Here is a 14,189-nt window from a genome sequence, read left to right as displayed (position 1 = left end):
GGCTGAGCCGACCGAGGTGCTTCGCCCGTTGGTTGAGCCGATCTCGGTGCTTCGTCGCCGGCTGAGCCGATCTCGGTGCTTCGTCGCCGGCTGAGCCGACCGAGGTGTTTCGGCCGCTGGTTGAGCCGATCGAGGCGCTAGCCGAGATCGAGTCGAAGCCGAGCTACGGCCGGCGTCTCAGCTCGCGTGCACCAGGCCCGAGATGATGCCCGTCAGGTGACCCAGGCGGGCGATCTCGGACGGCCGGAAGGCGGGCCCGCCGACCCGGCCGAGGAGGAGCGCCTTGACCCCGTCGCCCAGCGGAGCCGCGGCCAGCAGGGTGTCGTGTTCGCGCCACGGTCCGGGGATCCAGTCGGCGTTGGGGTCGAAGGCGCACGCGGCGGGCAGTGGCAGCCAATCGGCCTGCGTCAGCGGGGTCTCGGGGGCGCCGCCGCTGCCGGTCAGCGTCACCGCGTCCCGGCCGGTGCGGGTCACCACCATCGCCCACGACACGTTGAGGCTCCGCGGGGCCAGATCGGCGAGGACCTGAAGACTGTCGCGGCGGGCCGCGGCGACGGCGTCGATCAGCGCGAGTTCCTGGTGGAGATCGAGTTTGCCGGTGAACGGGCGCAGCGAGTCCACTTGGACGCCGGGCACGCTCTCCGCGGCGGTGATCAGGGTGTCCGGCAGCGCGCCGGTGGGCAGTTCCACCACGACGTCGTCGACGGCGTAGCCGGTGCCGCGTTCGACCACCTCGAGAGAGCGGATGTCGCCGCCGACCGAACCGAGGGCGGCGGCGAGGAGGCCGAGGCTGCCGGGCCGGTCGGTCAGGGTCACGCGCATCAGGAAGGACACTTCACCCATTATCGAGTCCTTTGTTGCGGGACTGTTACGCCGGAGTTCCGGCGGCCAGCGACACGACGCCCACGGCGGTCCCGTAGGCGCACACCTCCACGCCACCGCCGTTGGAGTACTCGGTGGTCTCGAAGCGGAACGCGACCACCGCGTTGGCGCCCTTGCCCTGGGCCTCCTGGGCGAGCCGGCCGAGCGCTTCCTGGCGGCATTCGTGCAGCAGCTGGGTGATTCCGCGCAGCTCACCGCCGGCCAGCGACTTGAGTCCCGCGCCGATGTTCGAGCCGATGTGGCGCGAGCGGACGGTGAGGCCGAAGACCTCGCCGAAGACGTGATCGATCCGGTAGCCGGGCAGGTCGTTGGTTGTGACGATCATCATGTCTCCACGGTACCGATCGGCGACACCCGCTGCCGGTGCCCGTCGCGCCGGGGGCCGCGGCGGGCGGCCGGGCGCTGACCGCCTACTCTGGGAGCATCGCAGCAGCCCGAGAGAGGAACGCTCTAGATGACGCAGTCCGAGCCCGCCATCAGCCGCGCCGAGGTCGCTCACCTGGCGCTCCTGTCGCGTCTGGCGCTGACCGACGACGAACTCGATCAGTACGCCGCCCAGCTCGATTCGATCCTCGGGCACGTCGCCCAGATCTCCGAGGTGGCCGCCGACGACGTCGCGCCGACGGCACACCCGGCCGACCTGCGTCACGTGGTGCGCGCCGATGTCGTCGTGCCCGGTCTGACGCCGGAGCAGGCGCTGTCCGGGGCGCCGGCCGTCGAGCAGGACCGTTTCGCCGTTCCGCAGATCCTCGGGGAGGAATGAGCACCGTGAGCACGCGTACCAGCAACGAGGTCACCGGCCTGTCCGCCGCGCAGCTCGCCGGCAAGATAGCCGCGCGCGAGCTGTCGTCGGTGGAGGCGACGCAGGCCCACCTGGACCGCATCGCCGAGATCGACGGCGAACTGGGCGCGTTCCTGCACGTGGGCGCCGACGAGGCGCTGGCCGCCGCCAAGGCCGCCGACGACGCGATCGCCGCGGGGGAGGCACCGTCGCCGCTGGCCGGTGTGCCGATCGCGCTCAAAGACGTCTTCACCACGGTCGACGCCCCCACGACCTGCGGCTCCAAGATTCTGCAGGGCTGGGTGTCGCCGTACGACGCGACGCTCACCCGCAAGCTGCGCGAGGCCGGACTGCCGATCCTCGGCAAGACCAACATGGACGAGTTCGCCATGGGCAGCTCGACCGAGAACTCCGCCTACCAGGTGACCCGGAACCCGTGGGACACCAGCCGCATCCCCGGCGGTTCCGGCGGCGGCAGCGCGGCGGCGCTCGCGTCGTACCAGGCGCCGCTGGCGATCGGCACCGACACCGGCGGCTCGATCCGCCAGCCCGCCGCGGTCACCGCGACCGTCGGCGTGAAGCCGACCTACGGCACCGTCTCCCGCTACGGCCTGGTGGCCTGCGCGTCGTCGCTGGACCAGGGCGGTCCGTGCGGCCGCACCGTGCTCGACACCGCCCTGCTCCACGAGGTGATCGCCGGATACGACCCGCGCGACTCCACCTCGATCGACGTCGCGGTGCCGCCGGTGGTCCGCGCGGCCCGCGAGGGCGCGGCCGGTGACCTGACCGGTGTGCGCGTCGGCGTCGTGAAGCAGTTGCAGGGCGAGGGCTACCAGCCCGAGGTGCTCGCGTCGTTCCAGCAGGCGTGTGAGACGCTGCGCGCGCAGGGCGCGACCATCGTCGAGGTCGACTGCCCGCACTTCGAGTACGCGCTCGGCGCGTACTATCTGATCCTGCCGTCGGAGGTGTCGAGCAACCTCGCGCGGTTCGACGCCATGCGCTACGGCCTGCGGGTCGCCGACGACGGCAAGCACAGTGCCGAGGAAGTGATGGCACTGTCCCGCGAGGCCGGTTTCGGCCCCGAGGTGAAGCGGCGCATCATGATCGGCACCTACGCGCTGAGCTCGGGCTACTACGACGCCTACTACGGCCAGGCACAGAAGGTGCGCACGCTGATCGCGCGCGACTTCGCCGAGGCCTTCGGGCAGGTCGACGTCCTGGTCTCGCCGACCACCCCGCAGACCGCGTTCAAGCTGGGCGAGAAGGTGGACGACCCGCTGTCGATGTACCTCTTCGACCTCTGCACGCTGCCGGTCAACCTGGCCGGGAACGCCGCCATGTCGATCCCGTCCGGGCTCGACGACTCCGGCCTCCCGATCGGCCTGCAGATCATGGCCCCGGCGCTGCGCGACGACCGCCTCTACCGGGTCGGCGCCGCCTACGAGTCGGCCCGCGGTCCTCTCGAGGGCTGAGCCCTCACTCGGCTCCCCGGGTCGGAAGGAATCGGCGCCACGAGTCCCTGTTCGGTGCCGTAGCGATGACCGAACCCGGCGGGCACGTCGCGTGATCCGACGAGGTCGATGACCGTGGCGAGTAGGGACAGCCCCGGCACCCACGGCGGCCGCGGGCCCGCCTCGCCGGTGAACACGTTCCGCGCCGGCGGACGCCACAGCAACGACCAGCTCAGCGCCGCGACCGGATCGCTGGGATTGTTCAGCACCACGCACGACGGGTCGTCGCGGCACGACGCCCCGCCGCCCGGCACGCCGACCAGCACGGTTCCGGCGAGCGGGACCCGGTGCTCGTGCGCCCAGCGTCGTGCCACCTGGGCGCCGGTCGCGCCGAGGCTCTGGCCGTACAGGTACACCCGCGGCCGCTGCCCGGGCGGGAGGGTGCCGATCTCGCGGCTCAGTGCGGCCACCAGCGCCGTCGCGCTCTGCCCGGCCCGCTCGGGTGACCGGACATAGGCCTGCCACGACGGCATCGCGCTGTACTGCACGGCGAGGACCCGCACGGATCCGCCGAAACGCTCGTCGAAGCCGCGCACTGCGCCGCCGTCGACCCATCCCGATCCGGTGGGCACCGCGACCACCACCGCACGCTGGTGCGCACCGCCGTCCGCGCGCCAGCGAGCGACGAGGTCGACGGCGCGTGCGGTGTCGGCCCGGCCGTCGAGACCCGCGTAATGGACCAAGGGCGAGTCCGGTACGTCGGGGGCGGCGTGGGCCGGTGAGCCGGGGGTGCCGAGCAACGTCATCAGCGCGACGACACCGCCGATCACCAAGCGCCGCCACGGTATCCACGCCACGAGTCCGATGACCGTCGCGGGTACCGCGACCGCGCCCAGCACCCACAGCGGACCGGCCGGAGGCAGGTCCATGGCCGATCGAAGCCGCTCTTCCCAGACCACCGCGGCGCAGAGGACCGCGGCGACGTAGACGCCGAGTGCCACCCGGACGATCCCCGGAAGCCGTAGCCGCCGGACCCGCCCGAACACGGCGGCGGACAGCAGCCCGATCAGTAGACCCACCGCCGCACAGACGGTCCCGGCCGTCGTCACGACGGCAGCCGAGCGGGGGAGGGCGCCCGGCGTCAACGACGCCGACCAGCCGAGCACCGCACCGCAGAGCGCCGCCGGACGCCGGTCCGCGTTCACGACAGCCCCGCCAGAGTCTCGCCCACTCGCACGACGACGCTCAGCGTGATCTGCGCGCCGGTCTCGCGCACCGGGGCGCCCCCGCGCTGCCGCCAGGTGTTGAGCGCCAGGCCGGCGCGGCTCAGCTCCGCCGCCGAATGACATGCCGGGTCGGTGCACGACCGGTGCATCGCCGAGACGAGCCGGGCGTCGAGTCGTGCGCGGATGTGCGGCGGCAGCGGAGTGCGCGTCTGCTCGGCGTACCGCAGGAGGTCGTAGCCGAAGTCGTGCATGCGGCACGCGGCCGCGAAGCGCGCGGGCAGCGGCACCGGTGACGAGCACGACCCGCCCGGGTTCACCGGCAGGCCGTCCTCCAGCGCCGGGCGGTAACCGAGCCGGGCGGGGAAGTCGGCGGGGATCAGCGCGAGAGCACTCGCCGGACGGGACCCGACGAGGGCCTCCAGCGCCGACGACGCCCCGGCACCAGGCAGGGTCGTGACCGCGGCGACGGCCACCGGTCGCCCGGTCGCCGGTGGCGGTGCGGTCGGCGGCCGGGCCGACTCGTGGCCGGAGAGGAAGAAGACGGCCGCGAGGCCGAGGAGGGCCAGGGCGGCAAGGGGTCGGTCGAACGGGCGGGGGCGAGGTGATCCGGACATGTCGTCGACGCTAGGAATGCCGTTCACCTGCACGGATCCCGCACGAGAGGGAATCCGGACGTGCTCGCGAAGGGGCCGCGCCGGGCCGGGTTCACCCCCGCGGGGGACCCCGGAATCCCCCTGCGGAGGGACGTCGCTCAGGCCGGAAGTCCCTACCGTGGAGGGCGTGGGAATACGAACGAGATACCGGTCCGCGCGCCGCCGCCTGGACCCGCAGCGGATCGCCGATCCGCAGCTGCGGACCTATGCCGCGAACCGCTGGAACCGGCTCACCCTGCTGGCCGCGGTGATCATGTTCGCGAGCACCTGGCCGGTGCTCGGCGAGACCCTGGCCATCCCGGCGTACGTGCTGCCGGTGCTGGCGCTGGCCACGGTGCTGCCGGTCGCCACGATCGCGGCCGGTCGCGCCGCCGTCCGGTTCGGCTGGGTCCTGATCGTCGTCGTCTGCCTGTTCACCTCGCTGCTGCCGCGCGAGGCCGGGCACGACGATCTGCGCGTCGCGGTACCGCAGTTCCTCGTGCTCATTGCGGTGACCTTCGCGGCGCTGGTGACCCAGCCGCTCGGCCGGGTACCGGTGATCTGGGCGGTCACCGCCGTCACCCTGCTGTTCGCGGTGCCGTGGCACCTGGCGCTGGGCTGGATCTTCGGGCTGACGGTGCTGGCGATCGGCGTGGCGTTTCTCCGCTATTCGGTGCGTTCGCGCCGGGAGATCGCCGCGCAGGCCGAGCAGACCGAACTGGCGCAGGCCCGGGAGGAGGTGCTCGCCGAGCGGGCGCGGATCGCCCGCGAACTGCACGACATCGTCGCGCACCGGATGTCGATGGTGGTCGTGATGGCGCAGACCGCGCGGTACCGGCTGGCCGTCGCCGACCCGGAGGTCCCGATGTCGCCGGCCGTCGTGACCGAGTTCGAGTCGATCGCCGTGGCCGCCCGGGATGCGCTCGACGAGGTCCGCGGCCTGCTCGGGGTGCTGCGCACGGACGACACCCGGGTGCCCGGCGACGATGCCGCACCCCTCGCGCCCGCGCCGGAACTCACCGACCTCGACGATTTGATCGGCTCGGTGCGTGCCGCCGGCGCGCAGGTCGACGTCGACTCGCGGATCGACGCCGATTCGGTCGGTGGCGCGGCCGGGCTGGTGCTCTACCGGATCGTCCAGGAGTCGCTCAGCAACGCGCTCCGGCACGCGCCGGGCGCGCCGATCCTGGTGACCCTCGAACCGGCCGAGGCCGACGATCGAGCCGCGGTGCGGGCATTGGTGCTGAACGACCCGCCCGGTGACGACACACAGCCGGCGCCGACCGCCGACGCGCCCGGCCTGGGGATCGCCGGTATGACCGAGCGGGCCACCGCGCTCGGCGGCACCCTGACCGCGGCACCGACCGCGGAAGGCGGCTTCGCGGTGACCGCCGTCGTGCCCGTCGGCCCCGAGAAGCACACGTAGAGTCTGCAGACGTGCCGACAACCGTGGTGATCGTCGACGACCAGGCCATGGTGCGCGCCGGATTCGCGGCGCTGCTGAACGCCGCGCCGGACATCTCCGTCCTCGGCGACGCCGCCGACGGGATCGACGGCGTCGACCTGGTGCGCAGGCTCCGGCCCGACGTGGTGCTGATGGACGTTCGCATGCCGCGCAAGGACGGGCTGTGGGCGGCCCGTCGGATCATCGAGGCCGGACTGCCGACTCGGGTGCTGATGCTGACCACCTTCGACATCGACGACTACGTCTACACCGCGCTCTCGATCGGCGCCTCCGGCTTCCTCCTCAAGGACGCACCGGCCGACGAACTGGTGCGCGCCGTGCGCGTCGTCGCCGCGGGCGACGCTCTGCTGGCTCCGTCGGTCACCCGGCGTCTCATCACCGAGGTGACCTCCCGGCGCACGCGGACGCCGACCGCCGCCGCGGACGTGCTGACGCCCCGCGAGCGGGAGGTGCTGATCGTCGTCGCCGACGGCAAGTCGAACGCCGAGATCGCCGCCGAACTGTTCGTGTCCGAGGAGACCGTCAAGACGCACGTCAGCCGGGTGCTGGCCAAGCTGGGTCTGCGCGACCGGGCCCAGGCGGTGGTCTTCGCCTACGAGAACGGCCTCAAATAGTTCGAGTAGTGACCAAATCTTCCGGCCCGGTGGCCCAGGGCCCGTCGATCTGATCGAATGGGGCGGACCGGTTCTTCCTACCCGCAAGCGATAGCGATCGAGGGGCGACGCAGATGGCTCGATACGGAATTCTCACCTCGGGTGGCGACTGCCCCGGCCTCAACGCGGTGATCCGCGGCATGGTTCTGCAAGGCACGGCGGTACACGGCCAGGAGTTCGTGGGTTTCCTCGACGGCTACAAGGGTCTGGTCTACGGCGACATCAAGCTGCTCACCCGTTCGGCGGTCCGCGGGATCTCCAAGAACGGCGGAACCATCCTCCGCACCAGCAGGTTCGGCCCGTACACGCAGCCCGACGGCGGACCGGACGCGATCAAGCGGGTCCTCGAAGAACTGGAGATCGACGGCGTGGTCGCGGTCGGCGGCGACGGCACGATGGCCGCCGCCAACCGGCTCCTGAACGACGGCGTCCCCATGGTCGGCGTTCCCAAGACGATCGACAACGACCTCGAAGCCACCGATTTCACCTTCGGTTTCTCCACCGCGGTGGAGATCGCCACCGAGGCCGCCGACCGGCTGCGCACCACCGGCGACTCGCACATGCGCTGCATGGTCCTCGAAGTGATGGGCCGGCACGCCGGATGGATCGCGATGTACGCCGGCATCGCCGCCGGCGCTCATTCCATTCTGATCCCGGAGGCCCCGGAGACCCTCGACCAGATCTGCGAGTGGGTGGTGCACGTCAAGGACCGGCGGCGCGCACCACTGGTGATCGTGGCAGAGGGGTTCACGCTTCCGGACATGGACGAGGCGTTCTCCGATCGCGGCCTCGACGAGTTCAACCGGCCGCGACTGGGCGGCATCGGGGAGATCCTGGCGCCGCTCATCGAGGAGCGCACCGGCATCACCAGCCGCGCGACCGTCCTCGGCCACATCCAGCGCGGCGGCGTCCCCACCGCCTACGACCGCGTCCTGGGCACCCGGTTCGGGCAGGCGATCAGCGATGTCCTGGCCGACGGCGACTGGGGCAAGATGGTGGCGCTGCGCGGCACCCAGATCGTGCGGGTGCCGTTCGCCGAGGCCGTCGGTCATACCAAGAGGGTCCCGCTGGACTTCTACAACGGGGCGCGGGCGCTGTACGGCTGATCCATGTCCCGACCGCCGCTGCCCTCACCGACCGACCAGGCCGTGCGCCTCGTCGACCTCGGCGTGCACGACATGCTGGGCATGCGTGCGGCCGAGTTCGTGTCGCGCGCCAGCGAACTGGAGCAACCCGGTGGTCCCGAAACGCTCCTGGCGATCGATCCCGCGATGCTGCCGCCGTCCCGTCTCGTGCCACTGATGCGCTTACCCGGATCCGGTGCGCCCGGGGTGGTCGGCGACGGCATGGCCGACCTCGACGCCTTCGCGCCGGTGCCGCCGATCGAGATTCCGGCCTGCCCGCTCTACGCCGTCATCGCGCCTGACCGCGGCGATGAGTTCACCGACGACTCGCCGAACGACGCGGTGCCGGTGATCGGTACCAGTGGCCGGTCGCCGTTGCTGCTGAACGAGGGGATCGCCTGGGTGCTGCAAAGCCCGGCCGTGCTGGAGATGGGGCACTGCTTCCTGGCCGCCGGTTCGCGACGGGTCACCGCGGACGGCCGGTACGACGCCCGTGTCCCCGCGGTCTGGATCACCGGCGGCCCCGGGCGCGACGGCGGCGGACGTCCGGCGGCGCCGCAGGTCGGCTGGTTCCCGGCCGGTGCCGGGCATCCGGGGCTCGGGATCGCCTCGGCGGCCCGCCGCCGCGGCGACTTCGCGGTCGAGACCGGCCAGTTCGCCGCGGTCATTCCCTGATCCTGTCGAGTACCCGGCTCTTGCCGGTCGAATCCTTCCGTCGGCTGAGCGATCCCGCGGACTGAGTGGCGCCGCCGGTCGAGCGGTCCCCGCCGGTCGAGCGGTTCCGCGGACTGAGTGATCCCGCGGACTGAGCGGTCCTTGCCCGGTCGAGCGGTCCCGCCGGTCGAGCGGTCCCGCCTGTTGAGTCGTTCCGCCGGTCGAGCGGTCCCACGGATTGAGTGGCCGTGTGGATTGAGCGGTCCCGCGGATTGAGTGGTCCCGCGGACTGGGCGGTCCCGCCGGTTGAGTCGTCCCGCCGGTTGAGCTTGTCGAAACCCCACCTCTTCGAGTCGAGATGCAGGAATTCTGGGGTGTCCCGGACCATGTGCCCGAGCGACCCCGTGATTCTCGACGATCTCGACCAGGGTGTCCGGCCCGGTATCTCAGTTCCGGGGAATGACGATCCACAACAGCAGATACAGCAGGAACTGGGGGCCCGGCAGGATGATCGACACCACGAACGCCACGCGCACCCAGGTGGCGTCGAGGCCGAAGTACTCGGCGATGCCGCCGCAGACGCCGCCCAGCATGCGATCGGTCCGGGACCGGGTGAGGCGGCGCGGACGACTGGCGGCCGCGACTCCGGCGCCGTTCGTCCCGTCGGCCCCGGCCGCACCGAGGGGCGGCACCTCCTCGGACGGCGGCACCTCGCCGGCGGCCGGCACATCGGCGGCCGTGAACTCACCGCCGGCCCGCGGAACGTCGGCGGCCGGCGGGCCGGAGGGATCGGCCGCGGGAACAGGTGCGTCGCCGGGCTCGGTGGAATCGGGCTCGGCGGCTCCGTGCTCGGTGGAATCGGACACCGGCGCGGATTCGGGCGCTGCGTCGTTGTCGTTGCTGTCGTTGCTGTCGTCGGGGAGCGGGGGATGGGACATGGCGGCCCTCCTGGGGATCGTCGTCCGCCGTGTCTCGGCGAAGCTGTCGACCTCGAAACTACGGCCGCGCGGCCGCGGTGGGATCGGGAGAATCCCGGAGATCGTCCCCCAGATACGATGGACCGCATGAGTGTGGCTACCGACGAACTGATGGACTTCGACGAGGTTCTCGAGCGCTTCGACCCGGTGATGGGCATGGAGGTGCACGTGGAACTGGGCACCGCGACCAAGATGTTCTGCGGCTGCCCGACCACGTTCGGCGGCGAGCCGAACTCGCAGGTCTGTCCGGCGTGCCTCGGCCTGCCGGGCTCGCTGCCGGTGGCCAACGCCAAGGCCGTCGAGTCGGCCGTGCGCATCGGGCTGGCGCTGAACTGCTCGATCCGCGAGTCGAGCGTCTTCGCCCGGAAGAACTACTTCTATCCGGACCAGCCGAAGAACTACCAGATCAGCCAGTACGACGAGCCCACCTCGTACGAGGGCTACCTCGACGTGGTCCTCGACGACGGCACGCCGTGGCGCGTGGAGATCGAGCGCGCCCATATGGAGGAGGACACCGGAAAGTCGCTGCACGTCGGCGGCGCCACCGGCCGGATCCACGGGGCCAGCCACTCGCTGCTCGACTACAACCGCGCGGGTGTGCCGCTGGTCGAGATCGTCTCCAAGCCGATCGTCGGGGCCGGGGAGCGGGCCCCCGAGGTCGCGCGCGCCTATGTGACCGCGCTGCGCGATCTGCTGCGCTCGCTCGAGGTCTCCGACGTCCGGATGGACCAGGGCTCCATGCGGTGCGACGTGAACCTGTCGCTGATGCCCAAGGGCGCGAGCGAATTCGGCACCCGCACCGAGACCAAGAACGTCAACTCGCTCAAGAGCGTCGCCGCCGCCGTCACCTACGAGATGCGCCGCCAGGGCGCGGTGCTCACCGCGGGTGGCGAGGTGATCCAGGAGACCCGGCACTTCCACGAGACCGACGGCACCACCTCGGCCGGCCGCCGCAAGGAGACCGCCGAGGACTACCGCTACTTCCCCGAGCCCGACCTGCCGCCGGTGATCTGCGAACCCGCCTGGGTCGAGGACCTGCGCGGCACGCTGCCCGAACTGCCGTGGGTGCGCCGCGCTCGCATCCAGGCCGAGTGGGGCGTGTCCGACGAGGTGATGCGCGACCTGGTGAACGTCGGCGCCGTCGACCTCATCATCGCCACCGCCGACGCCGGTGCGAAGCCCGACGCCGCACGTAGCTGGTGGGTGTCGTTCCTGGCGCAGCAGGCGAACACGCGCGGCGTGGAACTCGACCAGCTCGCCATCACCCCGGCGCAGGTCGCCGAGGTGATCGGTCTGGTCGACGAGGGCAAGCTGACCAACAAGCTCGCGCAGCAGGTCGTGGTCGCGGTGCTCGACGGCGAGGGCGAGCCCGCCCAGATCGTCGCCGACCGCGGACTCGAAGTGGTGCGTGACGACTCCGCGTTGCAGAAGGCCGTCGACGACGCCCTCGCCGCCAACCCGGACATCGCCGACAAGATCCGCAGCGGCAAGGTCCAGGCCGCGGGCAAGATCGTCGGTGACGTCATGAAGGCGACTCGCGGCCAGGCCGACCCCGCCCGGGTCAAGGAACTGGTCCTGGCCGCTTGCCAGTAAGCGCCCCTGGGTCGAGCAGGTCCGCCATGCGCGCCTCGCAGCATCCCAGTCGGCCACCGACTGTTCGACGCCGACTGTCCATCGCCGGCTGAGCCGTCGACGAGCCCGCCAGGGCGAGGCGAGGTGTCGAAGCCACCCTTCTAGTGCCCGGCTCTCACCAGGCCTCGGCCGCGTAGCAGCGAGTCGACGCTTCTATGTTCGTTGTCAAGCGGCAGCGGGGAGCTGGTGGTCGTGGGTGCCGCTGATTGCGTGTGTGGGGCCGTGTTCGAGGAGTTTGAAGATCTCGCGGGCGATGTAGCGTTTGAGGAGTCGATCGATCGCGCGTGGGGTCTTGCCGTCGGTGGTGCGTTTGGTGATGTAGTCCTTGGTGCGTTGATCGTGACGTTTGCGGGTCAGGGCGATGGTGTGCAGGGCGGAATTGAGTTGTCGGTCGCCGCCGTAGTTCAGTCGCCACGCCAGTGATTGGCCGCTGCCGATCGGTACGGGACTGGCTCCGGCGATCGAGGCGAAGTGGGCCTGGCTGGCGAACCGGCCCGGGTGCGACCAGACCGTCAGGATGCGGGCGGCCGTTACTGGCCCGACGCCGACGACGGCGAGCAGCTCGGGCCGCCAGGAGGCCACGACAGCGCGCAGGCGCCGCTCGTTGGCCGCCAGGGCCTTGTGGCATTCGATGATCTCGTCGGCCAGATCGGTGGCCGCTGCCACGGCGATCGCTGAGTGCCCGGAGCCGGTGAGGCCGCCGTCGGCGATGGCTCGGATCTGGGTCATTGTCAGCTTCTTGCCGGTGTCTGCCACCAGGCCCAGGGTCCGCACGATCGCGTTCAGCGTGTTGATCATCGCCGTCTTCTGCCGGGACTTCTGACGCCGGGAGATCAGCAGAACTTGCAGGTCAGCACGCGTTTTTCCCTGGCGTGGCTCGGTGAGTTCGGCGAGGGAGCGTTCCAGGACCGATCGGGCGGGGCGTGTCAGATGGTCTGTGTAAGTCGGGAGGGTGAGTCCTGAAAGGAACTCTCACTGTGACCATCGATGATGTGACTGTGGATCAGTCACGAGAAGAGCGGCGTCGCCGCCAGAACGAGGCCACCGATGCGCTCATCGCCTCGGGTGCGCTCGATGATGTCCTTGCCAAGATCGATGGCGGCGAGCCGTTGACCGGCGAGGGCGGTCTGCTCGGGTCGCTGATGAAGGCGGCCCTGGAGCGTGGTTTGAACGCCGAGTTGAGCGATCACCTCGGGTACGAGGCCGGCGACCCGGAGGCGTCGTCGTTTCCCAACTCCCGTAACGGTTACGGCACCAAGACTGTCGCCACCGAGGTCGGGGACGTGGAGTTACGTATCCCGCGTGACCGCGACGGCTCGTTCATCCCGATGCTGGTCCGCAAGGGCCAGCGCCGTCTGGACGGTCTGGACGCGATGATCGTCTCGCTCTACGCCGGCGGGATGACGATCCGCGATATCCAGCACCATCTGGCCTCCACGATCGGCACGGACCTGTCGCACGAGACGATCTCGAAAATCACCGAAGAGGTCGCCGACGAGGTGATCAAGTGGCAGCAACGTGACCTCGAACCGCTGTACCCGGTGATGTACCTCGACGCGATCGTGGTCAAGGTCCGTGACGGCGGGCACGTGATCAACAAGTCCGCGCACCTGGCCGTCGGTGTCGACGTGGACGGTATCAAGCACGTCCTGGGGATCTGGATCGCGCAGACCGAGGGCGCCAAATTCTGGGCGTCGGTGTGCGCTGAACTCCGTAATCGCGGCGTGCAGGACGTGCTGATCGTGTGCTGTGACGGGCTGACCGGGTTCGCCGACGCGGTCGAGGCGACCTGGCCGCAGGCTACCGTGCAGACGTGCGTGGTCCACCTGATCCGGGCGTCGATGCGGTTCGTGTCCTACGGTGACCGCAAAGCCGTCGCTGCCGCCCTCAAACCGGTCTACCAGGCCTCCAGCGCCGACGCTGCTCTCCAGGCCCTGGAGGAGTTCGACGCCTCCGAACTCGGGCGCCGCTACCAGTCGACGGTGCGCAGTTTCCGCGACGCCTGGGAACGGTTCACCCCGTTCCTGGCGTTCCCGCCGGAGCTGCGCCGGGTGATCTACACGACCAACAGCATCGAATCGTTGAACTACCAGTTGCGCAAGGTCATCAAGAACCGCGGGCACTTCCCGAACGACGCAGCCGCCGTGAAGCTGCTGTGGATGGCGATCGGCAACATCGAGGACAAACGCGCCCGTGAACGCGAGAAGGAGAAAGGACTACCCGCCGATCAACGCCGAGCCCCCGGCCGACTCGTCGAAGGCCAAGTCACCACGAACTGGAAACGAGCATTGGAACAACTCTCCCTGATCTACCCCGAACGAATCAACCATCACCTCTAACCCGAACACCCGAACGACATACACAGAAAACTTGACAGGCTCATCGGGCGGCGCGTATCGCGTCGAGGCCGTCGGTCTTGCCGGTGCCGCGGCGGGCCTTCTTCGATGACGCCCGGGCCTCGGTCACCGCCACGCCGGCGGTGCCGGCGGCCTGCGCCAGGGTACGGCCGTAGGAGTTGGTGCCCTCGATCGCGGCCAGCACCCGGGCGCCGGCGGTGTGACGGCCGATCCAGGCCAGCGCCTTGGTGAAACCGGCGCTGGTGACGGCGAACTTCTCCGGCCGGGCGAGCACCGCACCGGTTCTGGCGTCGATGATCGCGTACAGATGATTTTTGGCGTGGGTGTCTACGCCCACAACGTAGTCATACTGTTC

Annotated in this window: 15 protein-coding genes; 8 read left to right on the top strand and 7 right to left on the bottom strand. The window is 70.5% G+C overall.

The features are described 5' to 3' along the window. Nucleotides 1-177: 177 nt before the first annotated feature. The gene (locus tag MYK68_RS14645) at nucleotides 178-843 is read right to left on the bottom strand and encodes an ACT domain-containing protein (protein ID WP_247864412.1); all 666 of its coding nucleotides are present in this window, start codon (nucleotides 841-843) and stop codon (nucleotides 178-180) included. Between the two features lie 25 nt (nucleotides 844-868). Beyond that, nucleotides 869-1,210: a YbjQ family protein gene (locus MYK68_RS14640; RefSeq protein ID WP_247864411.1), complete on the bottom strand. Its 342-nt coding sequence runs from the start codon at nucleotides 1,208-1,210 to the stop codon at nucleotides 869-871. A gap of 126 nt (nucleotides 1,211-1,336) precedes the next feature. On the opposite strand from MYK68_RS14640, the gene gatC reads away from it, so the two are divergent. Continuing rightward, on the top strand, nucleotides 1,337-1,645 hold the full coding sequence (gene gatC / locus MYK68_RS14635; protein WP_247864410.1) for an Asp-tRNA(Asn)/Glu-tRNA(Gln) amidotransferase subunit GatC: 309 nt from the start codon (nucleotides 1,337-1,339) through the stop codon (nucleotides 1,643-1,645). Beyond that, nucleotides 1,642-3,135 (top strand): Asp-tRNA(Asn)/Glu-tRNA(Gln) amidotransferase subunit GatA, encoded by a 1,494-nt coding sequence (gene gatA / locus MYK68_RS14630; protein ID WP_247864409.1) that lies wholly within the window; start codon nucleotides 1,642-1,644, stop codon nucleotides 3,133-3,135. The genes gatC and gatA overlap by 4 nt, the downstream gene beginning before the upstream one ends. On the opposite strand, the gene MYK68_RS14625 is transcribed toward gatA, so the two are convergent. Together MYK68_RS14625 and MYK68_RS14620 are read right to left on the bottom strand one after the other, a co-directional pair. Beyond that, on the bottom strand, nucleotides 3,102-4,319 hold the full coding sequence (locus tag MYK68_RS14625) for an alpha/beta-hydrolase family protein (RefSeq protein WP_247864408.1): 1,218 nt from the start codon (nucleotides 4,317-4,319) through the stop codon (nucleotides 3,102-3,104). The genes gatA and MYK68_RS14625 overlap by 34 nt on opposite strands. Continuing rightward, nucleotides 4,316-4,954, bottom strand: a complete 639-nt coding sequence (locus MYK68_RS14620; protein WP_247864407.1) for a hypothetical protein — start codon at nucleotides 4,952-4,954, stop codon at nucleotides 4,316-4,318. Before MYK68_RS14620 ends, MYK68_RS14625 begins: the two co-directional genes overlap by 4 nt. 166 nt (nucleotides 4,955-5,120) lie before the next feature. Here MYK68_RS14620 and MYK68_RS14615 point away from each other — a divergent pair, with 166 nt between their 5' ends. The 4 genes from MYK68_RS14615 (at nucleotide 5,121) to MYK68_RS14600 (ending at nucleotide 8,889) form a co-directional block, all read left to right on the top strand. Next, nucleotides 5,121-6,398: a sensor histidine kinase gene (locus tag MYK68_RS14615; RefSeq protein WP_247864406.1), complete on the top strand. Its 1,278-nt coding sequence runs from the start codon at nucleotides 5,121-5,123 to the stop codon at nucleotides 6,396-6,398. Between the two features lie 11 nt (nucleotides 6,399-6,409). Next, entirely contained in the window at nucleotides 6,410-7,051 is a 642-nt protein-coding gene (locus MYK68_RS14610; RefSeq protein ID WP_247864405.1) for a response regulator, read from the top strand. 113 nt (nucleotides 7,052-7,164) lie between these two features. Then, on the top strand, nucleotides 7,165-8,196 hold the full coding sequence (locus tag MYK68_RS14605; RefSeq protein ID WP_247864404.1) for an ATP-dependent 6-phosphofructokinase: 1,032 nt from the start codon (nucleotides 7,165-7,167) through the stop codon (nucleotides 8,194-8,196). A gap of 3 nt (nucleotides 8,197-8,199) precedes the next feature. Further along, nucleotides 8,200-8,889 carry a DUF5701 family protein gene (locus tag MYK68_RS14600; protein WP_247864403.1) on the top strand — a complete coding sequence of 230 codons (690 nt, stop codon included), beginning with the start codon at nucleotides 8,200-8,202 and terminating at the stop codon, nucleotides 8,887-8,889. Nucleotides 8,890-9,314: 425 nt separating this feature from the next. On the opposite strand, the gene MYK68_RS20895 is transcribed toward MYK68_RS14600, so the two are convergent. Then, entirely contained in the window at nucleotides 9,315-9,461 is a 147-nt protein-coding gene (locus MYK68_RS20895) for a PspC domain-containing protein (RefSeq protein WP_247868064.1), read from the bottom strand. Nucleotides 9,462-9,932: 471 nt separating this feature from the next. Between MYK68_RS20895 and gatB the strand changes: the two genes are divergently transcribed. After that, a complete protein-coding gene (gatB, locus tag MYK68_RS14590; protein WP_247864402.1) occupies nucleotides 9,933-11,438 on the top strand; it encodes an Asp-tRNA(Asn)/Glu-tRNA(Gln) amidotransferase subunit GatB in 1,506 nt (501 codons plus the stop codon). A 204-nt stretch (nucleotides 11,439-11,642) separates the two neighbouring features. Here gatB and MYK68_RS14585 read toward each other — a convergent pair whose 3' ends face one another. After that, nucleotides 11,643-12,275 (bottom strand): transposase, encoded by a 633-nt coding sequence (locus tag MYK68_RS14585; protein ID WP_247864401.1) that lies wholly within the window; start codon nucleotides 12,273-12,275, stop codon nucleotides 11,643-11,645. A gap of 200 nt (nucleotides 12,276-12,475) precedes the next feature. On the opposite strand from MYK68_RS14585, the gene MYK68_RS14580 reads away from it, so the two are divergent. Beyond that, a complete protein-coding gene (locus MYK68_RS14580; RefSeq protein WP_247867961.1) occupies nucleotides 12,476-13,816 on the top strand; it encodes an IS256 family transposase in 1,341 nt (446 codons plus the stop codon). A 40-nt stretch (nucleotides 13,817-13,856) separates the two neighbouring features. Here MYK68_RS14580 and MYK68_RS14575 read toward each other — a convergent pair whose 3' ends face one another. Next, complete coding sequence (locus MYK68_RS14575) at nucleotides 13,857-14,171, bottom strand: IS110 family transposase (protein ID WP_247864400.1); 315 nt, start codon at nucleotides 14,169-14,171, stop codon at nucleotides 13,857-13,859. Nucleotides 14,172-14,189 lie beyond the last annotated feature (18 nt).

Origin of the sequence: Gordonia sp. PP30 (assembly GCF_023100845.1) — a bacterium.
Taxonomy (GTDB): Bacteria; Actinomycetota; Actinomycetes; order Mycobacteriales; family Mycobacteriaceae; genus Gordonia.
The sequence above is the reverse complement of the archived record's forward strand: the minus strand, read 5'-3'. Positions and strand labels throughout refer to the sequence as shown.

What these genes read in the sequence shown, in the direction of transcription:
- MYK68_RS20895 (WP_247868064.1), bottom strand. Translation starts at nt 9,461, where the DNA reads ATGCTGGGCGGCGTCTGCGGCGGCATCGCCGAGTACTTCGGCCTCGAC.
- gatB (WP_247864402.1), top strand. Translation starts at nt 9,933, where the DNA reads ATGAGTGTGGCTACCGACGAACTGATGGACTTCGACGAGGTTCTCGAG.
- MYK68_RS14600 (WP_247864403.1), top strand. Translation starts at nt 8,200, where the DNA reads ATGTCCCGACCGCCGCTGCCCTCACCGACCGACCAGGCCGTGCGCCTC.
- MYK68_RS14645 (WP_247864412.1), bottom strand. Translation starts at nt 843, where the DNA reads ATGGGTGAAGTGTCCTTCCTGATGCGCGTGACCCTGACCGACCGGCCC.
- MYK68_RS14605 (WP_247864404.1), top strand. Translation starts at nt 7,165, where the DNA reads ATGGCTCGATACGGAATTCTCACCTCGGGTGGCGACTGCCCCGGCCTC.
- MYK68_RS14620 (WP_247864407.1), bottom strand. Translation starts at nt 4,954, where the DNA reads ATGTCCGGATCACCTCGCCCCCGCCCGTTCGACCGACCCCTTGCCGCC.
- MYK68_RS14640 (WP_247864411.1), bottom strand. Translation starts at nt 1,210, where the DNA reads ATGATGATCGTCACAACCAACGACCTGCCCGGCTACCGGATCGATCAC.
- MYK68_RS14585 (WP_247864401.1), bottom strand. Translation starts at nt 12,275, where the DNA reads ATGATCAACACGCTGAACGCGATCGTGCGGACCCTGGGCCTGGTGGCA.
- gatA (WP_247864409.1), top strand. Translation starts at nt 1,642, where the DNA reads ATGAGCACCGTGAGCACGCGTACCAGCAACGAGGTCACCGGCCTGTCC.
- gatC (WP_247864410.1), top strand. Translation starts at nt 1,337, where the DNA reads ATGACGCAGTCCGAGCCCGCCATCAGCCGCGCCGAGGTCGCTCACCTG.